General features: G+C 65.9%; 36 protein-coding genes and 1 pseudogene. 30 read left to right on the top strand and 7 right to left on the bottom strand.

Annotation, left to right across the window (positions count from 1 at the left end):
- Nucleotides 1-130: 130 nt before the first annotated feature.
- The 4 genes from MKK84_RS24665 to MKK84_RS24650 all read right to left on the bottom strand — a co-directional run bounded on the left by MKK84_RS24665 (nt 131) and on the right by MKK84_RS24650 (nt 2,752).
- Nucleotides 131-370, bottom strand: a complete 240-nt coding sequence (locus tag MKK84_RS24665) for a DUF6894 family protein (RefSeq protein WP_243924636.1) — start codon at nt 368-370, stop codon at nt 131-133.
- A 441-nt stretch (nt 371-811) separates the two neighbouring features.
- The gene (locus MKK84_RS24660; RefSeq protein WP_243924634.1) at nt 812-1,201 is read right to left on the bottom strand and encodes a response regulator; all 390 of its coding nucleotides are present in this window, start codon (nt 1,199-1,201) and stop codon (nt 812-814) included.
- 555 nt (nt 1,202-1,756) lie between these two features.
- Nucleotides 1,757-2,332 (bottom strand): PilZ domain-containing protein, encoded by a 576-nt coding sequence (locus MKK84_RS24655; protein ID WP_243924632.1) that lies wholly within the window; start codon nt 2,330-2,332, stop codon nt 1,757-1,759.
- A 153-nt stretch (nt 2,333-2,485) separates the two neighbouring features.
- Nucleotides 2,486-2,752: a hypothetical protein gene (locus tag MKK84_RS24650; RefSeq protein WP_243924628.1), complete on the bottom strand. Its 267-nt coding sequence runs from the start codon at nt 2,750-2,752 to the stop codon at nt 2,486-2,488.
- 491 nt (nt 2,753-3,243) lie between these two features.
- Here MKK84_RS24650 and MKK84_RS24645 point away from each other — a divergent pair, with 491 nt between their 5' ends.
- The 12 genes from MKK84_RS24645 to MKK84_RS24590 are packed head-to-tail and all read left to right on the top strand — an operon-like array spanning nt 3,244 to nt 7,804.
- Nucleotides 3,244-3,393: a hypothetical protein gene (locus MKK84_RS24645; RefSeq protein ID WP_243924626.1), complete on the top strand. Its 150-nt coding sequence runs from the start codon at nt 3,244-3,246 to the stop codon at nt 3,391-3,393.
- A 1-nt stretch (nt 3,394) separates the two neighbouring features.
- The gene (locus MKK84_RS24640) at nt 3,395-3,679 is read left to right on the top strand and encodes a hypothetical protein (RefSeq protein WP_243924624.1); all 285 of its coding nucleotides are present in this window, start codon (nt 3,395-3,397) and stop codon (nt 3,677-3,679) included.
- Entirely contained in the window at nt 3,679-4,095 is a 417-nt protein-coding gene (locus MKK84_RS24635; RefSeq protein ID WP_243924622.1) for an HNH endonuclease, read from the top strand. Before MKK84_RS24640 ends, MKK84_RS24635 begins: the two co-directional genes overlap by 1 nt.
- Complete coding sequence (locus MKK84_RS24630; RefSeq protein WP_243924620.1) at nt 4,095-4,631, top strand: hypothetical protein; 537 nt, start codon at nt 4,095-4,097, stop codon at nt 4,629-4,631. Before MKK84_RS24635 ends, MKK84_RS24630 begins: the two co-directional genes overlap by 1 nt.
- Entirely contained in the window at nt 4,631-4,900 is a 270-nt protein-coding gene (locus MKK84_RS24625) for a hypothetical protein (RefSeq protein ID WP_243924618.1), read from the top strand. The genes MKK84_RS24630 and MKK84_RS24625 overlap by 1 nt, the downstream gene beginning before the upstream one ends.
- A 1-nt stretch (nt 4,901) precedes the next feature.
- Nucleotides 4,902-5,216 (top strand): hypothetical protein, encoded by a 315-nt coding sequence (locus MKK84_RS24620; protein WP_243924616.1) that lies wholly within the window; start codon nt 4,902-4,904, stop codon nt 5,214-5,216.
- Nucleotides 5,213-5,587, top strand: a complete 375-nt coding sequence (locus MKK84_RS24615) for a hypothetical protein (RefSeq protein WP_243924614.1) — start codon at nt 5,213-5,215, stop codon at nt 5,585-5,587. The genes MKK84_RS24620 and MKK84_RS24615 overlap by 4 nt, the downstream gene beginning before the upstream one ends.
- 1 nt (nt 5,588) lies before the next feature.
- On the top strand, nt 5,589-5,819 hold the full coding sequence (locus MKK84_RS24610; RefSeq protein ID WP_243924613.1) for a hypothetical protein: 231 nt from the start codon (nt 5,589-5,591) through the stop codon (nt 5,817-5,819).
- Nucleotides 5,816-6,082: a hypothetical protein gene (locus tag MKK84_RS24605; RefSeq protein ID WP_243924611.1), complete on the top strand. Its 267-nt coding sequence runs from the start codon at nt 5,816-5,818 to the stop codon at nt 6,080-6,082. Before MKK84_RS24610 ends, MKK84_RS24605 begins: the two co-directional genes overlap by 4 nt.
- Complete coding sequence (locus MKK84_RS24600) at nt 6,082-6,405, top strand: hypothetical protein (protein ID WP_243924609.1); 324 nt, start codon at nt 6,082-6,084, stop codon at nt 6,403-6,405. The genes MKK84_RS24605 and MKK84_RS24600 overlap by 1 nt, the downstream gene beginning before the upstream one ends.
- Nucleotides 6,402-6,596 carry a hypothetical protein gene (locus MKK84_RS24595; RefSeq protein WP_243924608.1) on the top strand — a complete coding sequence of 65 codons (195 nt, stop codon included), beginning with the start codon at nt 6,402-6,404 and terminating at the stop codon, nt 6,594-6,596. The genes MKK84_RS24600 and MKK84_RS24595 overlap by 4 nt, the downstream gene beginning before the upstream one ends.
- Nucleotides 6,593-7,804, top strand: a complete 1,212-nt coding sequence (locus tag MKK84_RS24590) for a helix-turn-helix domain-containing protein (RefSeq protein WP_243924606.1) — start codon at nt 6,593-6,595, stop codon at nt 7,802-7,804. Before MKK84_RS24595 ends, MKK84_RS24590 begins: the two co-directional genes overlap by 4 nt.
- A gap of 190 nt (nt 7,805-7,994) precedes the next feature.
- Here MKK84_RS24590 and MKK84_RS24585 read toward each other — a convergent pair whose 3' ends face one another.
- Nucleotides 7,995-8,240, bottom strand: a complete 246-nt coding sequence (locus MKK84_RS24585) for a PilZ domain-containing protein (RefSeq protein WP_243924604.1) — start codon at nt 8,238-8,240, stop codon at nt 7,995-7,997.
- 324 nt (nt 8,241-8,564) lie between these two features.
- Between MKK84_RS24585 and MKK84_RS24580 the strand changes: the two genes are divergently transcribed.
- Genes MKK84_RS24580 through MKK84_RS24540 form a run of 9 tightly spaced genes read left to right on the top strand, consistent with a single transcriptional unit; the run spans nt 8,565 to nt 11,609 of the window.
- Nucleotides 8,565-8,984 (top strand): hypothetical protein, encoded by a 420-nt coding sequence (locus tag MKK84_RS24580; RefSeq protein ID WP_243924602.1) that lies wholly within the window; start codon nt 8,565-8,567, stop codon nt 8,982-8,984.
- Complete coding sequence (locus MKK84_RS24575; RefSeq protein WP_243924600.1) at nt 8,981-9,607, top strand: hypothetical protein; 627 nt, start codon at nt 8,981-8,983, stop codon at nt 9,605-9,607. Before MKK84_RS24580 ends, MKK84_RS24575 begins: the two co-directional genes overlap by 4 nt.
- Nucleotides 9,604-9,972, top strand: a complete 369-nt coding sequence (locus MKK84_RS24570) for a hypothetical protein (protein ID WP_243924598.1) — start codon at nt 9,604-9,606, stop codon at nt 9,970-9,972. Before MKK84_RS24575 ends, MKK84_RS24570 begins: the two co-directional genes overlap by 4 nt.
- Before the next feature lie 14 nt (nt 9,973-9,986).
- A complete protein-coding gene (locus MKK84_RS24565) occupies nt 9,987-10,262 on the top strand; it encodes a hypothetical protein (RefSeq protein ID WP_243924596.1) in 276 nt (91 codons plus the stop codon).
- Nucleotides 10,255-10,482, top strand: a complete 228-nt coding sequence (locus tag MKK84_RS24560; RefSeq protein WP_243924594.1) for a hypothetical protein — start codon at nt 10,255-10,257, stop codon at nt 10,480-10,482. Before MKK84_RS24565 ends, MKK84_RS24560 begins: the two co-directional genes overlap by 8 nt.
- 2 nt (nt 10,483-10,484) lie before the next feature.
- Nucleotides 10,485-10,691, top strand: coding sequence for a hypothetical protein (locus MKK84_RS24555; RefSeq protein WP_243924592.1), 207 nt, complete (start codon nt 10,485-10,487; stop codon nt 10,689-10,691).
- Nucleotides 10,688-10,906, top strand: a complete 219-nt coding sequence (locus tag MKK84_RS24550) for a hypothetical protein (protein WP_243924590.1) — start codon at nt 10,688-10,690, stop codon at nt 10,904-10,906. The genes MKK84_RS24555 and MKK84_RS24550 overlap by 4 nt, the downstream gene beginning before the upstream one ends.
- Complete coding sequence (locus MKK84_RS24545; protein WP_243924588.1) at nt 10,903-11,361, top strand: hypothetical protein; 459 nt, start codon at nt 10,903-10,905, stop codon at nt 11,359-11,361. Before MKK84_RS24550 ends, MKK84_RS24545 begins: the two co-directional genes overlap by 4 nt.
- Nucleotides 11,358-11,609, top strand: coding sequence for a hypothetical protein (locus MKK84_RS24540; RefSeq protein WP_243924586.1), 252 nt, complete (start codon nt 11,358-11,360; stop codon nt 11,607-11,609). Before MKK84_RS24545 ends, MKK84_RS24540 begins: the two co-directional genes overlap by 4 nt.
- 34 nt (nt 11,610-11,643) lie before the next feature.
- Here MKK84_RS24540 and MKK84_RS24535 read toward each other — a convergent pair whose 3' ends face one another.
- Nucleotides 11,644-12,330 carry an HNH endonuclease gene (locus MKK84_RS24535; protein WP_243924585.1) on the bottom strand — a complete coding sequence of 229 codons (687 nt, stop codon included), beginning with the start codon at nt 12,328-12,330 and terminating at the stop codon, nt 11,644-11,646.
- Here MKK84_RS24535 and MKK84_RS24530 point away from each other — a divergent pair.
- From MKK84_RS24530 to MKK84_RS24510, 5 genes are read left to right on the top strand one after another with little or no spacing between them, the layout of a single operon-like run.
- Nucleotides 12,329-13,288: a DUF5131 family protein gene (locus MKK84_RS24530; RefSeq protein ID WP_243924584.1), complete on the top strand. Its 960-nt coding sequence runs from the start codon at nt 12,329-12,331 to the stop codon at nt 13,286-13,288. The two genes, MKK84_RS24535 and MKK84_RS24530, sit on opposite strands and share 2 nt — an antisense overlap.
- A gap of 56 nt (nt 13,289-13,344) precedes the next feature.
- The gene (locus MKK84_RS24525) at nt 13,345-13,707 is read left to right on the top strand and encodes a hypothetical protein (RefSeq protein ID WP_243924583.1); all 363 of its coding nucleotides are present in this window, start codon (nt 13,345-13,347) and stop codon (nt 13,705-13,707) included.
- Nucleotides 13,704-13,979: a DUF2312 domain-containing protein gene (locus MKK84_RS24520; RefSeq protein WP_243924582.1), complete on the top strand. Its 276-nt coding sequence runs from the start codon at nt 13,704-13,706 to the stop codon at nt 13,977-13,979. The genes MKK84_RS24525 and MKK84_RS24520 overlap by 4 nt, the downstream gene beginning before the upstream one ends.
- Complete coding sequence (locus MKK84_RS24515) at nt 13,979-14,209, top strand: hypothetical protein (protein WP_243924581.1); 231 nt, start codon at nt 13,979-13,981, stop codon at nt 14,207-14,209. Before MKK84_RS24520 ends, MKK84_RS24515 begins: the two co-directional genes overlap by 1 nt.
- Nucleotides 14,206-14,412 (top strand): hypothetical protein, encoded by a 207-nt coding sequence (locus MKK84_RS24510; RefSeq protein ID WP_243924580.1) that lies wholly within the window; start codon nt 14,206-14,208, stop codon nt 14,410-14,412. Before MKK84_RS24515 ends, MKK84_RS24510 begins: the two co-directional genes overlap by 4 nt.
- A 65-nt stretch (nt 14,413-14,477) precedes the next feature.
- Here MKK84_RS24510 and MKK84_RS24505 read toward each other — a convergent pair whose 3' ends face one another.
- Nucleotides 14,478-15,320, bottom strand: a complete 843-nt coding sequence (locus tag MKK84_RS24505) for an FkbM family methyltransferase (RefSeq protein WP_243924579.1) — start codon at nt 15,318-15,320, stop codon at nt 14,478-14,480.
- 168 nt (nt 15,321-15,488) lie between these two features.
- Between MKK84_RS24505 and MKK84_RS24500 the strand changes: the two genes are divergently transcribed.
- The 4 genes and pseudogenes from MKK84_RS24500 (at nt 15,489) to MKK84_RS24490 (ending at nt 17,368) form a co-directional block, all read left to right on the top strand.
- A complete protein-coding gene (locus MKK84_RS24500; RefSeq protein WP_243924577.1) occupies nt 15,489-15,818 on the top strand; it encodes a hypothetical protein in 330 nt (109 codons plus the stop codon).
- The gene (locus tag MKK84_RS24495) at nt 15,811-16,083 is read left to right on the top strand and encodes a hypothetical protein (RefSeq protein WP_243924575.1); all 273 of its coding nucleotides are present in this window, start codon (nt 15,811-15,813) and stop codon (nt 16,081-16,083) included. The genes MKK84_RS24500 and MKK84_RS24495 overlap by 8 nt, the downstream gene beginning before the upstream one ends.
- Nucleotides 15,975-16,238: pseudogene (locus MKK84_RS35980) on the top strand (helix-turn-helix domain-containing protein); the annotation flags it as partial. The gene MKK84_RS24495 and the pseudogene MKK84_RS35980, both read left to right, overlap by 109 nt.
- 35 nt (nt 16,239-16,273) lie before the next feature.
- Nucleotides 16,274-17,368, top strand: a complete 1,095-nt coding sequence (locus tag MKK84_RS24490; RefSeq protein WP_243924573.1) for a tyrosine-type recombinase/integrase — start codon at nt 16,274-16,276, stop codon at nt 17,366-17,368.
- Nucleotides 17,369-17,457 lie beyond the last annotated feature (89 nt).

The raw sequence follows: 17,457 nt of genomic DNA, 5'->3' as shown, positions 1-17,457 counted from the left end.
GACCAGCAGCCGATCCGCTGGTACCGGCGACATCGCACCGAAGTTCACCAGCATGATCTGCTCAGCGGCCCGGGGCGGGGCTGCGGCGAGGCCAAGCGGATCCCGGGGGGCCACCGGCCCAGGCGCTGTATCAGTCGCCCGCACTCGGTGTCGTGACGCTAACGTCGACGTGGCAGACGATCTTGCCCGCCTCGTCCGCGACCTCCAAGTACCACGCTTCGCCGTGCTTCGAGTGATATGCCTCCTCCCGCAGGATCTCGCTGGCCATGTTGGTGGCCACCAGGCGCGCGGCGGCGTGACCGGTCAATTCCTTGCCTTCGGTGTCGATCTCGCTGCGATCGTCATGGACGCTGAAGAAGTAGCGGGGCATGTGCACTCCAGATTGAAAAAGACGGGAGCGCGTCGGCACTCACTGAAGGGCGCGCCGTAAGATGCTTGCAATCGCGGGTGAACCTACCCGTGGACGGGTGAAGTCGCCCCAACGCAGATTAGAACTGTCGCGCAGTCCATCAAAAGGGCGACTGATCCGCCAGCCGTTGCCGCACCTTCCCGAGCGTCGCCTGTGAAACCGACAAGCAGCTTTCCCACCTATGTCAGAGCGCGAGTATGCGATTTCTATAGGTTTGCTTGATCGGGGCGGCGCACACCGTCCGTGCCACCCGATCCCCCGCTGGCGCCGGTCGAGACCTTTCGGCGCTCGCGGCTTTACGGCCCGAGACAGACTTCGCCCCGCCACCACCTGGTGCGCGGGGCGCCTTCTTGAAACAGTAAAGGTTCCGCCCGGCCGAAAGGCATTTAATCAAGCGGCCGCTCAGATGTCGCGCTGCCCGATCATCTCGCGGACTGCCGAGAGCATCCTAGCATCGGCGTAGGGCTTCGGCAGAAAGCGAGCCCTGCTCGGTACATCCCCCGGCACTGGCAGGACTTTGCCGGAAGTCATGATGATGTTGATGTGAGGCCAGCGGCAATCAACGCATGCGGCCAGTACGATACCGTTGATACCGCCTCTCAAGTCAATATCGGTGACTAAGACGTGGATTTTGTTGACGCTCTCTAGTGTGAGGACAGCTTCTGCGGCACTGGAAGCTTCAAGGGCTTTAAATCCGGCAGCTTGAAGCATTTCCGCAGCTGCCATACGCTGGCAAGCTTCATCATCGACGATAAGAATGGCGGGCCTATCGCAAAGCAGCAGGTTCGACATTTCGATACTGCTTATCATCTTGGTGCAGGCAACATTCTGAGAGCAATTAGTACCGGTCTGGTTATGACAATCAAGCCACTGAGAGTTGCATGAGGGCCAGTTTTGTCACTTTGGGTAGAATTCGGTGACCACGCAGCTTAGCAACCCGCTGTAGGAGTTGTAGTTTTCGCCGAGCCATGTTTTTATTGCAGTCGAAGCCTGTTATTGGTTGCAAGATAACTTGAGTTATCGAACCGAATGCAGTTTCGGATCCGCATAGCCCGCCAGAAGCGAGCGGGAGGCGTCGACACCATTTCGGAGTCGATAGAGGCCCCTGACGTCGCCGAAGCGATCGCGGCTGCCGATCATGCGATGGACGCCTACCTGGCCGGAGTACCGGGGGTCTGTATTCTCACCGATGCTGTCCACGGCGGCGTCGTCTGGTCCCATCGACGGAACATGCCATCGCCCCCGGGGTCCGATTTCCTACGTTCTTGAAGCCTGACGAACGCTCGGCCCGGAGTGTTGCGTCGCCGATGATCCGCCAACTTTGGGATCGCCCATTCCAACGATCTGTCAGAGCACCGTGTGCTCGCTGACAGTGGCTTCGTCGAGGGGCACGAGGAAGGCCGCACCGACACCTCCGTCGATCCGGCGTGCGACCTTCGCACGGTGCCGCCCAACCACGATGGCCTGCCCGACCTCCAACGGCGCGTCCAGCTGCAGCGCCACGCCGGAGGCGGACAGGTTCACGATCCGAGCGGACACACCCGCGCCGTCGGCCAGCGTCACCTGTACAGCCCTGCGCTTCGGCACGACGCGGCGTGAGACCCGCACCTCTTCCGACGGCGGTGCTTGCAGTCGCGCTAGACCTACGAGACTGCGCACCACTTCGCCAGGCGCGGCGCCTCGGCCCATGACGCGCACAGCGAAATCGACTGCTCCGGTCCGAACGACGCGGATCTCCATCGCCCCGACGCCACGGATCGAGCAGCCGAGCTCCGCGTCCATCGGTGGGATCGTCGCGGAGCGCATTCGGATGCCCTCGCCCGAGATGTCGACCGTGACAGCGTGGAACTCGGAGCCGTCGGCGCGCCAGCACAAGGCGGGAAGGATAATGGCGTGCCGCGGGATCGTTCGCCGCTCGGTCATGGCTTTAGGTGACTCATCCCGTACCCGTATGAGGGTCGGCCTGCGATTGCTTTGCTGCAAACGTCAGCATTTTATCGACCGGCCACTTGCCCCCAATCTGGGTGCCCAAGCAGACTGCCGGCCTATTGTTCCTTCTAGCCTGAGCCCCGTCGCTCAGAATGGTAACTGATCCGCCAGCCCCGGCGGCACCTTTCCGAAGATCGCCAGCGTGATCGGCTCTCCGCCGTCGTCGTAGTCCGGATCCACGACCGTGCGGGTGAAGGCGGCCGCACCGATCGCTCGACCTCTGCTGACGCGGTCCTTGGCCACCTGGCAGGCTTCTTCAGGCGCCTTGCAACTGATCAGGTTACCTGGGGCGACCTTGCCCTTCACAAGAACGAACAGCTGGACGCAGTGGGCGATGATGGGCTTTAGAGCCATGGCGATTACTCCTAATCTGTCAATTTACTCGGAGGCTAGAAGGGCAGCATGTCCCGCGCTTCAGGCGGCACTTCCCCGAAGGCTGCAATCGTAATCGGATCTTGATCTTCCAAATCGCAGCAGGCGACTGCTACAGCCCCTGCGTAACCTCTTCGACAGGACAATTGCTGAGCTTGCTGTCTTGCATCGTCAGCATTGGAGCACATCTGAGCTTCGCCTCGCTCCAGGGGGCCCTTCTTGTTGCGCCTGAACCCGAGAGCGGCATAGTTCCTACGTGATGCCATCGCGGTCTCCCTGACCCGCAAAGGCTCGCACGAAATGGAACATAAAGGGAACAAGCGAAATCTGGGGTTGTGGACGACTGTGGATAGTTGCGGAGAAGCCGCGGCGCCCCGCACTCGCCTCGGTGGCAATGGGTACATTTTGTACTTGACGTTATGGGTACGTCACGTACCATGCAGCTCATCGCCTCTCGCGACGGAGCCACCCCGGTGCTCACTGCCTACCTCGACCACCTCCAGCATGCTTCGGCCGGCATCCAGGTCGCGAGCTGCCTATCCGGCTCCCTCGGTGTCTTCTTCCTGTGCTTCGCGCCTGGACTGATCGCCGATCACGTCCGCGCCTATCAAGCGAGCCGCTGACATGGCCGCCCCGCTTTCCCGCGGAAGCCGCATCGGCCGGCCTCGCGCCGACGGCTCCCTTCTACCCGGTACCGTCCTCGGTCCCGCCTTCGGTGAGGGCTTCTACCGCGTCGAACTGAGGGGCGAGGATGGTCCCCGGATCGCCTGCCTCCACATGGACGAGGTCGTGGTCGAGCCGGCCTTCGGCGATCTGCGCGCGGTCGCTGCGGCGATGCGGGCGTGTGATCGCGCCCCGGCGCCGATCGCTCAGGCCGCGGGCCCACGCCGCGTCGTGGCGGCGTTCTGATGGCCGCCCGTCAGCGCACCAACTTCCGCCCGGACGTCCGCAAGGCGGCCCGCGACCGTGCTGCCGGCAAGTGCGAGGGCGTGATGCCGACGGGCCTCCGCTGCGAAGCCGTGCTGGTGGCGGGCTTCTACATCTTCGACCACGTCCTGCCGGACTACCTCGGTGGTCGAGCGGACCTCGATAACTGCCAGGTGCTCTGCAAGGACTGTGATCGCGCCAAGACGGCAGCAGACCAGTCCACGATCGCCGACACCCGCCGCGCCTTCGATGCCCACCACCGCCTCCGCTCGCCGCGCAAGCCGATGGCTGGCGGCCGCTACGACCGCGTGCGGAAGGGCTTCGACGGGATCACCCGCGATCGCGTGACGGGTGTCGTGAAGTCCCGCCCCGGCTCGATCGACGTGAGGGACCTGTGATGGCGGCCGCTCCGATGTTCGCGGGCCTGCCGCTCGCCCACGCGCCAATCGTCTCGATCCCGGCGCTGACGCACTACGGCGCCGATCCTGTCCGGCACATCTACTCGGTGGCGCAGCAACGCCAACCCCACTTCAAGCCGTATGGCCTGTGGGTGTCGGTCGACGCAAACAGCATCAGCTGGCCGGACTACATCGAGTCGTCAGATGCGTGGGCCCACAGGCTCCGCGTCGTACACGACGTGCGCCTCGCGTCGGACGCCCGGATCCTGCTGATCGCGACGGTCGAGGATTTCGACGCGTTCGCTCATCAGTACGGCCGCAGCGAGCGCACGGCGCCGCCGGAGTACTACCACTACATCGACTGGACGGCGGTCGCGGAGGCCTACCAGGGCATCGTCATCGCGCCCTACCGGTACGATCGCCGGTTCGACGGCGGCCTCTGGTATTACGGCTGGGACTGCGCCTCTGGCTGCATCTGGGATGCGGACGCGATCGCGGCGATGACGGTGCGCACCTCTAAGCGCGAGGTCGCCTGATGGCCGACCGCGCTCTCCGCCAACCTGCCCCCGATCCGGCACCCGCGGTCGTCGCGGCTGCCCCGGAGTTCGGCACCTACCGCCTGGAGCAGCTCGGCGACAGCCAGTGTCGCTTCCCGTGCTCCTCCCATGGGACGGCGCATCGCTTCTGCGGACGCCCGGCGGTCCACCACAACCCGGACAAGCCTGCGGTCTGGTGCCTGGAGCATCAGGCGGTGGTGTTCACGCCGAAGCCGGTGATCGCGGCCCGTAAGCTGGGGAGGGGCTAGCATGGCCCACTCCAAGGAGCATCCGCTCGCCCATCGCTTCGTCGTCCCCCACGGCTACCTGCTGACGGGAGAGACGGTCCGCGTGATCGACTGGCTCGACCGCTGCGGCGAGTTCATGGGCGCGGAGATCCCGCCGCGCTCCGCCGTCTCTATTCGTGTCGATCGCCTGCGCTTCCGCGGGAAGTGGGGCGGGGAAGAACCGATCGCACCCGACCAAGCGGTCGCCGTCATCGAGCGATCCGGCAGCGGCGTGTGGATCCTGCACGCCAGTGAACTGCCATCCTATGATCCTGTGCCCGTGGGGGTGATCTCGTGAGCGACCGCGCTTTTCGGGGTGTCTTCGCCCGTCTCGATCCACGCGCTCCGGGGCAGACCATGGAGATCGCCGTCGCGCTCCCACGCAGCGAGTGCGACGCCGTTATGAAGGCGCTCGGGCCTCCGCATCCGGAGCTCGGCCCCCACGTCGCCCTGCTGCCTTGCCTGCGCGCTGATCATCCGCGCAGCGACCACGACGCGGTGCTCCTCGCCGCGCTGCGCACGGCCAACCGCCTTCTGCGCGACGGGCGTACCCGGCTGAGCCCCGAGCTGCTGCACGAGCTCGGCGCGCTTCAGTCCCAGACCGCCGGGCGCAGTCGCCGCCGCGACATCACCCAACCTCCGCCCGCGCTTCCAGTGGAGATGCGCTGACATGGCCTACGATTTGGTCAAACAGACCCACCCCGATGCGCCGACCGTCATTGGCGCTCGCGTCGTCGAGCGTCTGTCGGGGCGGCTCGGTACCGTCGCCCCGGCGCGCGCCGGGCTCTCCGGCATCGGCGTCCAGTTCGACGGCCGCTTCGGAGTCGTCGACTGCCCGCCCGAGCGGATCCGGTACGCGGCTCCGCCGCCGGCGGCTATGCAGACCTGGAGCGCGCGATGAAAAGTGCTCCCTCACGCTCCGCTGAGCTGCTGAACCGGATCGCCGCCGCGCTGGGCGTACCAGTCGAAACCTTCAGCGCGCCGAACCCGCAACCCACGGCCGACGCAGTGCCGAGCGCGCTTGTCGCCACCCTGATCTTCGATCCGGACGGCCGGCGCTTCGTTGCGGCGTTCCCAGCCCTGTCCCCGCAGCTCCGTCGCTCGTTCGCCGATAACGCCGAAGCGCTCGTCGCTACGGCGGTCAGCCCGGAGGATGCCGGCTGATGGCTTGGCCCGCGCGCGATCGCCGACGCCACCCGATCTCGGGTGAAACCTACGCGGCCCTCCGGGACCGCGCCCGCGCTATGCGCTCCGACGGCTGCACCCTGGCGACCATCATGGCCGCCCTCGACGTGTCCAAGCCGACGGCCTGGAAATGGGTCCGGGATCTGCCGTGCCACGCTAAGATCACCCGGTCGAACGCGCGCGCCGGCGCTGACCTGCGTCGGATCTACCCGCCTGGATCGCTGGCGTATGTCCGGCAGCTGACGCGGAAGGGGTTCACGCCGATCGAGCGTATCCGCCTCGCGCAGGAGGCTGCGCAGTGACCGGCCGCGCCGCGCCCCTCGGCATCGCCATGGCGACCCTCGTCCTGTTCCTCGTCCTCGGCATCGTCCTCATCCCGTGGCTGGACGAGCTCCTGCGGGAGGCGATCGCACGGAAGGAAGCGGCCGAGGCGGCAGCCACCGACAATGTACGGGCCGCTGCGGCCCGGAAGACAGAAAGGCAGACCGGATGACCGCCGCCCTACGCATCCGCATCGAGGAGCTGGAGGAGGAGATCCGCCAGCTGAAGGCGGCCTTCTCTCCGAAGGTCGGCTTCCCCGCATCCTGGAGGCTCGATGCGCCTGAGAGCGCGATCCTCTCAGCGCTGTTCCACACGAAAGGCAGCTACGTCACGCCCGAGGCACTACTTCTATTGCTCGTCCGCCCTGACGACGATGCGGACGAGTCCACGACGCGTGCCTGGCTAGGCCGTCTGCGTCGCAAGGTCGAGCCGCGCGGGATCGCGATCACGACGCGCCATACGCAGGGCTACCAGCTCGAAGCTGCCGGACGCGCGATCGTCGCCGACGCGCTTGGGTTGGCACAGCCGCAGACGGCTGCGGCTACAGAGCCTCCGCTGAAACACCCGCGCGGCTGGTGTGACGGTCAGGACGCGGTCGTCCGCGCCGGCTACGCGCGGCATGCGACGCTCTGCGTGATCCGGATCGAGCTGATCGCCGCCGGCTTCAAGGAGCGCTCGTTCGGGTCGATCTCGACACGTGCGCAGACGCTCGGCCTCGCCAGCGTGCGCGCTGCCCCGCTGTGGTCCGAGCCCGAGGATGAGATCCTACGGGAAGCCTACGAGGCAGGTGCCTTCATCAACGAGATCCGGCTGCAGCTCGCCCAGGCCGGCTTTCGGCGCAACCGCGGCGCGATCCAAATGCGGGCGATCGCGCTTGGCGTCGCCGGCGGGCGGACGCGGGTGTGGACGCAGGCTGAGAAGGCGATCGTCCGTTCCGGCCTGAATGCCGAGCGAGCGTTCGAGGCGATCCGCGTCGAGTTGGCGGAGAAGGGGTTCGAGCGGGGTCTGACGTCGATCGTCCGCCTCGCGCACAAGATGGGTGTGAACCGCGCCACCACCCCATGGTCGGACGCGGAGCTCGCAACGCTGCGCCGATTGTACGCCGAACGCCGCTCGGTCCGCGAGATCGCGGATACACTTGGCCGCAATGTCCCGGGTGTCGCCAGCATGGCGAGCAAGCTCGGGTTAAAGCAGCGTCAGCGCTGGACGGATGAGGATCGCGCCGTCCTCCTGCGCGCCTTCGAGGCCGGCGACACCCTCGACGTCGTCTGCCGTGAGCTGGATCGGCCGCTGCCAGCGGTATCCACCGAGGCGCGCCGCATGTGCCTGCAGTTCCCGCCGACGCCGCGCCGACCGCAGATCCGGGATCTCGCGGCATGACCGACCGCCCCCCGTCCGACACCCTCGCCGCCGCGCTCTCCCGCGAGATGGCCTGCGTCGCCGGCCTGATCCCGACTTACCGACAGGTTGAGAACGGCGAGCTGATCGCGGTGCCGATGCAGGCGCCGACCGGCCGTATCCACGAGGCTCTCGCCAAGGGCCCCCAAGCTGACGATCCGAGCGCGAAACGCTATGCGAACGTCACTCCAACACGATCGGCCTGCCGCCAAGCCACGCGGACGTCGCGGATTTCACCGCTGTGTCCAACGATCAGGGTGAACGTGTCGGGCAGACCGTTGGCGCCTAGAACCTTCAGCTGCGCACCCGCAACGGAGCGGTCGGCGAGCGTGCAGGACAGCCGTCTCCCGTTGGCGGTGAGGATGTGTGCAGGAAAGCTGGTCGCCAAAAGCAGGCTTTCACGTCGATCTTGGGACATCACGCTTTCCTTGCTGCTCAGGCTCAAGTCACACGAGTACGTTGACGATCTGCGTGACGGGCGCTGCGGGATCGGGTGGTGCAGGCGGAGGTGCTTGCTCGCTGATCGCGACGGGCACGCTCTGCTTGTCGCCCAAAGGGACGCCCGTTCTTACTGCTTGCAATTGTGCAGCTCGAACCATCGCGAAATAACTATCTGTCGAAACGCTGATCATAGGTGGCGCCTCCACAAAGCCTATAGATTGTGTTGGCCGGTTAAAAACGCGTTAAAAAAAGTCTTTGCGCGTACTGAAACACTGATTTCAGACCATTGGGGAATTTGCTGATGGTTGCTTATTCCTTCAAATCCCGCTTCGGCGCCCCCATCCTCGCCGGCACCAAGGCGCAGACGATCCGGGCAGAGCGCACAGGCAAGTCCCGCCATGCCCGCCCGGGCGAACTGGTGCAGCTCTACACCGGCATGCGCACCCGCCAGTGCCAGAAGCTCGGGGAGGCGCGCTGCCTGGAAGTCCTACCGGTCAAGATCGACCTGCTCCTGAGCGTCCTGTTCATCGGCGACGTCTGCTTCGGCGGGCCGAAGGCGCTGGACGAGTTCGCGCAGCAGGATGGCTTCGCCGACTGGCACGACCTCGTCGCCTTCTGGGTGGCCGAGCATCCGGGCGTCGACCTGTTCGAGGGCGTCCTGATCCGTTGGCAGCCGTTGCCACCGGCCTCGGAGCTCGACATCGCCGGGGTGGCGGCATGACGAAGCGCAACATCCCGGATCGTGTCGCCGATCTCTCAGATCTCGATCGAGAGCTCTGCCGAGCGTACTGCGCCCCACCCAGCGAGGGGCGGGATGGTATACCTCCCTTAACGGTTGACGTCGCTCGCGAAGACTGTGCGCGCATAACCAGGGATCGTCTGGAGGGCGATGCGTTTGCGACCTGCAGGTGGGTCGGTGATCCCGCTAAGCACAGCAGTCATCATCATGGCGAAGCTGATGATGCATACAATTCCAAGTATGTGCCCAATTTCTTCGGCATGCCGGAAGTCTGCTTTCAGGATACTGCCGCCAATTACTGCGAAGAAGATAGCTCCAAGGGCAAAATCGATCGGATCGAATACTACCATATGACCGCCTTATATGGGCGCAAGGATCTGTTGACGTCCGAAATGAACGTCGTCAAGCGCCAGCAAAGGTCCGATTTCTGCGATGCAAACCGTGCGCCAGCTTGGCTATTCGAAGGGCTGGCGTCTCAATCGTCGGCGGGCTCACGCGCACTGTTAAACGCGCATCCAGGCATGGATCTGTTTGAGGGCGTCCTGATCCGCTGGCAGGCGCTCGTGCCGGCCTCCGAGCTCGACATCGCCGGTATGGCGGCATGACGAAGCGCGTCCCCAAGCTCCCACCGCCGACCCGCCAGGACCGCGAGGCCGCGGCGATCGCCGCCGAGGCCCTGACCACCGCCATGGCCGATCCGTCGACCCGCGGTGAGCGCAGCGTCACGTTCCTCGACTTCAGCAACCCGCGCCGGGGCGAGTGCCACATCACCTGGTCGAACCTCCCCGGCTTCCTCCAGGCCAATGACCGCTATGCCCACGCCTGCCTGCCGGGCTGGGAATACACGAAGGCCGAGATCGCCCTGGAGATGATCCCGGACCTGCGGGCGCTGGCCGAGCACGGCGTGCGGCCGTGCCTGCCGACGAACGGCAAGCCGGCGACGCCTGACCTGTTCGGGGTGATGTCATGAGCCGGGCTGACCGCATGGACCCGGCCACCGCGCTTGCGCGGGCGCTTACGGTGCTGGGACCGTTCTTCGACACCCAGAGCTTCAAGGCTGCTGTCAGCCGCTCGGCGACGGCGGAAATCCGCTTCTGCGGTCCCATCGGCAAGCCGGAAATCGACCGGCTGATGCGGCACCTAGAGATCTTCCGGGACAGCTTTCCGGACGAGGCCGAGCCGATGCCGTCGGAAGCCGAGCTGGCCAAAATGATCCGCGACGCGATGAGCGCGCCGATCGAGGAGATCCGTCATGGGTGAGAGCAAGCGCCGGTCGAGTATCGCCGACCTGTCCTACCCCCACCAGCAGGCGGTCGAGGCGATGAAGAGCCAACTGCTCATCGTCCTGATCAACCGACTGGGTGGATCGCTGGAGATCCCGGTCGAGGAGGTCGACGGCACGGGCGCTTTCAACCTGCTGTTCGAGCTCAAGCCGGATGGACGGACCTTCGCCTTCGAAGTCGTGCGGAAGGAGCGATGATCATGGCAGAGACCGTCATCACCCGCGAGATGATCGAGGCGGCCGCCGCGGCGATCGCCAACAACCGAGCGGCGCGCGGATCCGGCGCGCCGGCGATCACCAATGTCCTCGAAATGCTGGAGCGCGTGTCGCCGAAACTTCTCGTCGAGGTGACCGAGGATGCCGAAGCGGCGCTGAAAGCGGCCTTCGCGGTTCGGGGTAGCCAATGACCTCCCTCACCGAGGCCGACATCCACACCGGCCAGATCTGGCGCGACAGCGGCACGCCACACCTTTGGGGCGTGCGCAGCGTCGTCCGCGATCACCTGATCAGCGACCTCTACGAGACGACCGTCATGCTGGTGAACGAGCTCGATGGCCGGGACACGATGCGGATCCCAGGCACCGTGCTCCTGGCGAACTACGAGCTGGAGTTCGACCGATGAACGCCTCCACCCTCGCCTTCCTCGCCGTCCCGATCGCCACCGGCTGCGCCTCCGCTCTGTGGTCGCCCATCACCCCCGCGAGCTGGAACGCCATGGCGGCGCTCAACGCCGTCACCTACGCCACGATCTGGGCGGTGATGACGCTCATCCGGACGGACGATCCGGGGCTCATTCAGGCCGTGCGCATCGTCGGCTGGTGGCCGATCGCGGGCTACGTCGCCCTTTCCATCGCCGTCTCCACCGGGTGGTTCGTCGCCCACCGGGAGATCCACGTCGTCTGGATCGCGGTGGGCGAGATGGCGTGGCCCGCCTGCGTCCTGGCCGGGACGCTCGCACTCGCGCGTTGGACATCGCTGCCTGTAACGGCGCCCGCGATCAGCCTGCCGCACGCACTCTGGAGCGCGCTGATCTTGGCGGGCGTCGTCGGACTCGCGGTGACAGAGGGTCGGTCGTGAAGCCCCTCAACATGCGCCAGCTCGCCGTCCTGCGCGCCGCCCCCATCGGCGTCGACGATGCCTCTGGGGGCGACCCCTACAAGGGCGGGCGCTTCACCTACCAGGGCGTGGATGGGCGGGTCGCCCGCACCCTCTGGCTGTCGGGATACCTCGACTATCGGCAGGTCGGGTTCGGCGGGCAAGGCGGCCTGCTGGTCGTTTCAGCTGCCGGACAAGCGGCCATGAACTCAGGAGCGGACCATGGCTGAGACCACCGGCATCTCTTGGTGCGACCGGACGTGGTCAGTAGAGCGTCTGACCGCGCCTAGCCTTCCGCAGGTTGCGGATGCTGTCCGGTTTGTAGTGCTCAAGCTCGTGACACGCGTGGCAGAGCGTGATGCCATTCTCGACGGCCAACCTCAGTTCCGGGTGGTCGGCGTAGCTCTTGATGTGGTGGGCACGAAGATTACCGCCCTGCGCATCGCCACACTGCTGGCAGATGAACCCGTCGCGGGTGAACACAGCCTTGCGCCAGTCTTTGTACTCGGGCTGCCGACGCTCGTGCAGGTTCCGTGCGGCAGCGCCATCCTTCCACGCATAGTGTTGGGGGCCGCGAACCGCGTGCTCACGTGCCCATGCCGACAGACGAGCCTTCGCCTCGGCCGAGAGCGTGGTTCCGCGGCGTGCGGGGTTCGGACGCCCCTTGCGCACGGCGCTCATCGCGGCTTTGGCCTCCAGGGTGTGCCGACGGCCCTTAAAGATGCTCGGGCGACCCTTCGTGCAAACCCGAACCTTCACACGAGTGCAGTCTTGGCACCGGGTGGACAAGCCATCGTAACGACTTCTGTCGCTGTTGAAGCGCGACCTCTCGCGCCATCCCCGGCAAGACCAACACCACTTCTCGGCCTTTTCGCGCTCAAGCAAGTCGCTGAGCTGTATGCCGATCTTGTTTGCTCGCGCCTGCGCAGCGCCAACCTTGGTCTGAACCATGGGTGATCATACCAATATTTCATGGACGGACAAATCCTGGAGCCCATGGTTCGGCTGCACCAAGGTCAGCATCGCCTGCGACGGGTGCTACGCTGAGAACCTGATGGACCTGCGCTACGGCAAGGTCACATGGGGCCCGCACGGCGAGCGCGTCCGGTCCAGCGCCGCCTACTGGCGCAACCCGCGCAAGTGGGATCGGGAGGCCGCGGCGGCCGGCCGCCGGTTCACCGTGTTCCCGTCGCTCTGCGATCCGTTCGACAACCGCGCCGATCCGGTGATCCGTGCCGAGTGGTTCGCGCTGATGCGGGAAACGCCGCATCTCGTGTGGCTGCTGCTGACGAAGCGCCCGCAGAACATCGTGGCGATGTCGAAAGCCGCCGGCGGCCTGCCGGAGAACGCGGCGCTCGGCGCGACGTGCGAGAACCAGGAGATCGCGAACCGCAACGTCCGGCATCTGCTCGACGCGGCGCGCGACCTCTACCCGGTCTTCACCTTCGTGTCGGCCGAGCCGCTGCTCGGGCCCATCGATTTCACCAAGATCGTCTACGGGACGGCCGGTGATTGCACGGTCGTGCGCGACGCCTTGAAGGCCTCCGACATCGAGCGGATCGATTGGGTCATCACGGGCGGGGAGACCGACCAGGGCAAGCACCGAGCGCGCCCGACCGCCACGACGTGGCTGCGTCAGATCCGAGACGCCTGCGCCGCCGCCGGCGTGCCCTACCACCACAAGCAGAACGGGGAATGGCAAAGCGGCATCACGGCGCGTGATGGCGAGCCTGGGCAATTCGCTTTGCACTGGGCCGAAGCGCCCGGCCGCTGGAGCTACCTCGATTGCGGGCCGCGCCAGTTCACGCAGTTCGGCGCCGATGCCCGCATGACCCGCGTCGGCAAAAAGGCCGCCGGCCGCCTCCTGGATGGCGTGCAGCACAACGGCTTCCCGGAGATGCGAGCCTGATGCCGTTCTTCCGCTGCCCGTCGACCGTCCCCTGTAGCGCCTGAGGAGATCTGCCCATGCCGTCGCCGTCCCTCGTCCAAGATGCCCGCCGCGCCCCCGACGCGCTCGATCACGTCATCCGCATGGTTCGGGTGATGCAGGAGCGGATCACCGGGCCCGAGGAGGCCTGCACGATCGTCCACCTGTTCCAGGCGGGCTTCACCGAGGTGCAGGTTCATGCCTTCCGGGATCCAGCACGAGCCTTGATGCAGGGGCAGCCGACCGGGCTGCGCCACAACCCGCCCGGGCGACTCGCCGCGAAGCTCGCCCTGCAGCGCGTCCCGTTGATCCGAGCGGCGATCGCCGAGCGTCAGGCAGCGGACCGACTCCTGTGGTCGGCACCGGCATTCCAAGAGCGCGCGCCCGAGCTGGCGGCATGACCGCGGGCCTCAACACATCCGGCGACGTCTCTTCCGCCGAGGGCGTGGCCGCCGACGAGCTGAAGCAGTTCATCGAGCGGCTCGAACGACTGGAGGAGGAGAAGGCCGGCATCATGGGCGACATCAAGGAGGTGTTCGCCGAGCTGAAGGGCCGGGGCTTCGACGCCAAGGCGGTGCGCACCATCCTGCGGATCCGCAAGCAGGACCACAGCGAGCGCCAGGAGCAGGAGGCCATCCTCGAGCTCTACATGCAGGCGCTTGGGATAGCGTGATGGGTCAGCTCCGCCTTATCCCGCCCGACGGTTCTGACTGGACGATTGACGCGGTGCCGACGCCTGATGGCGTCGAGCTCGCAATCGCCTTCACACTCCAGGGCCAGCCCATCACCGCGCGCTTCGTCATGGATCGCTCGGACGCCCGGACCCTGTCGGATGGCCTTCGCGCGGCCGCCGGCGACGGCACGATGCGCACCTTCCCGAAGCCTGCGGACAGCCGCGCATGACCGCCCTCCCATGCCCCCGCTGCGCCGGCACCGACTGGGACGGCCACGACGACCGGCATACCGAGACGAACATGGACCGCTGCCGGGACTGCGGCGGCACAGGTCAGATCCCCGCCGCCACGGGCGAGCGCCGCGAGACGTCGTGCGATCCGGCGACCGGGCGGGCGTTCGTGGAGTGGGTGAGCGCGGGGGAGGGGGTATGAGCGGGCCTTCACCGATCCTCCGCGGCTCGAAGCAGCACGACCTGTCCGCGCTGGCTGCCGGCAGATCAGAGCGTCCAAGGTCCGTTGATGATCGGACGGAGCTTCTCTGCTTCATCCGACCTGTCCTTGTGGACGAAGATGTAATTGCTGTCCTCGACGCTACCGAGCACCTCGTATCCATAGCTCTCAAGGATCTGCTTGTTCTGTGGGCGCTCGGACACCCACAGCTCCACGTAGAGAGACGGCTTGAACCGTGCGAGTGTCTGCTTCGCGCCCTTCAGCAGAAATTCGGTGTGCCCTTCCACATCGATCTTCGCAAAATCGAACGGGGCGAGGGAAAGCCCGTCGAGCGGTCGAAGCTTGATGGCGCCAGCGCGATCCTCGCGCGCCCTGATGATGGCGTGCATTCGGTTGCGGGCCTCCGACCAAGGATCTCCGGTCGTTTCCCGCTCCCCCAAGCCGAACGGATGGATCTTCACCACCTTAGTCAATTGGTTGAGTTCGATGTTGCGTCGGAGGATCTCGAACGTTTCGGGGATCGGCTCGAACGCTACGATCGACTTGGCGCCGGCGATCTTCCCCCAGAACACGCTATGGCTGCCGACGTTGGCACCGATATCCAGGATATTCTTGCCACGAATGTACGGAGAGAAAGCCTCAAGAGTAGCCTGGTCCCAGAAAGACTCGCTCATCATCATATGAGTCTGAACGATATCCAGATACGCCTTTGGAACAAAGAATTTAATAGGTACGCAGCCACAGTACCAGAACTCGACGACCTTTTCCGGGCCGAGTGCTGCGAATTTCGCCAGATGTCGCGTCAATGCCTCTTCTGCGCGAGCAGATCGCAGCTCTTGTGTCAGATCCTCCATAACCTGGAGAAGTCGCCCATTCTCGTCGCTCGACATACTCTGCTTCCCCCAGCGCGGCACCGCGGCCAGTTGCTCGCAGAAGCATTAATCGTCGCGCGCCGCTCAACTCAAGGTCGACGATCAACGGGCCGGGCGCGGTTTCCTCACGGATGTCGGCGGGAACCGCCGCCCTCCACGTCATCGCCACAGCCGCCGAGTAGCCCCATGGCCGACAGCACGATCACGCGCGACCTCATCTTCCCTCGCGAGCTGACGCCGAAGGTCAAGGACGTCCTCAGCATCATGTGCTTCGAGGCGGGCCCGATTGCGCGGGCGTTCCGCGAGGCCGGGCGCGCCGAAATCAAGACGCGCGCCGAGGACGAGCAGGCCTTCGTGCTGCACTGGCTGCTCACGTTCGCCCTGGAGCACGGCGCGGAGTGGCGGCGGCGTGCGGGCGAAACGCTGACCCCCGTCATCGCGGAGGCCGAGGCTGCCACAACCGCCAAGGTGGCGGAGCGTGCCGCGCGGGAAGTAGCGAGGGCCGGCCGTGGCTGAGCAGACCGCCCCCCTCGTCCAGGTGTTCGTCACCAGCGATCCACTGACGCACGGCGTCATCCCGGAGGTCTGGGCCCGGATCGAGGGCGATACCATCGTCCATAGCTCGTACGAGTATCGGCTCACGGGCGAGGGCCGCATGTGGCACCGGCGTCGGTGGGCGGCGGAGAACTACGCGCGCCAGCTCCAGGCAGCGAAGCTCGCCGAGCTGCGCGCCGAGGTTGCCCGCATCGAGGGGCTGCGGTTCGGGAGGCCGGGGTCGTGACACGCGACGCTCGCACCCCTGAGCGCGTCCCGATCACCGAGGCGGCGGCGATCCTCGGCGTACCCGTCCGGACGGTTCAGCGCCTCGCCTCGCAGCGCCTGTTGCCCACGGCCGCGAAAATTGGTCGGCTGTGGACGTTCAACGAAGCAGCGATCCGCGCCTGGCTTGTTGAACAGGAGAGCAAGCCACCATGCCCACAGATCGCAAGAAGGCCCCGGAGGGCTGCTACTGGCGAGGTAGCACCCTCTGGGCGCGCTTCACCGTCGCCGGCAAAGAATACCGGTTCAGCCTCAAGACAGGTGATCCAGTCATTGCGCGCAACCGCCAGGCCGCAGAGCACGCACGGATAACGGCCGCCGCCTCATTCGGCGACGACCGTAAGCGTTGGGAAGACGCGTTGAAGGAGTGGGGCTCCTACATCGTCCATCATATCGGCGGCCGGACCTTCAAGCGATACCTCGGCTCGCTCGACATCCTCGATCCGCACCTCACCGCGCTGTTCGTCGACGAGATCGACGAGGACACGGTGGCCGCGATCATCAAAGCCCGGCGCGCGAAAGGTGTAACCACCGCCACCATCCGACGCGACCTCACCGCGCTCTCCAGCGTGCTCGCGTTCGCGGTCGACGAGAAATGGCGGCGGGGCAACCCCGCTTTCGAGGCGATGCGCAGCCGGCGCATGAAGGAACGGCGCGACCCGATCGTTCTGCCGGAGGATCGGGACATCGCGGTCGCGGTCGCCCGCGCGCCGGGGAACCTGAAGTTCCTGATCCGCGCCGCGCTGCTCACCGGCTGCCGCCAGGAGGAACTCGTCGCCCTGGAACGGCGGTACGTCGACCTGACCCGGAAGGCCATTTCGGTGCTGGGCAAGGGCAACAAGCGCCGCGACGTGTCCCTCAGCGATGAGGCGGTCGCGCTGTTTCGGGAGATCCCGATCAGCATGGTGACGCGCTTGGTGTTCTGGCACTCGGACGGCCGCCCGTTCCGAAACGTGGCCACCCGCTTCAGCCTGTACGGGCGGCAACTCGCTGACGAGGCCACCAAGAAAGGCACCGAGTTCCGCCGCTTCCGCTTCCACGACCTGCGGCACCGTTTCGCCGTCGATTACCTGCGGACCGGGCGCGGCGGCATCTACGAGCTGCAGCACGAGCTCGGCCATACCAGCCTCAAAGTCACTGAAGGCTATCTGGCCTTCCTGACGGCCGAGGAGGCCCGCGCCGCGAAGGATGCCGCCGCACGAAACACGGCACAGATGTACCGGTTTTCACCGGCCGAGAACGGCTAACGTACTGGTTATGAATAGGAATATGACGAAGCAAGTATTTCAGGGCTTCGGTTTACAAAACCGCTGCACTACCGCTGTGCTACACCGGC

This window comes from Methylobacterium sp. E-065 (assembly GCF_022829605.1).
GTDB lineage: Bacteria > Pseudomonadota > Alphaproteobacteria > Rhizobiales > Beijerinckiaceae > Methylobacterium.
Note: the sequence above shows the minus strand (reverse complement) of the source record. Positions and strands in the feature narration are given on the sequence as shown.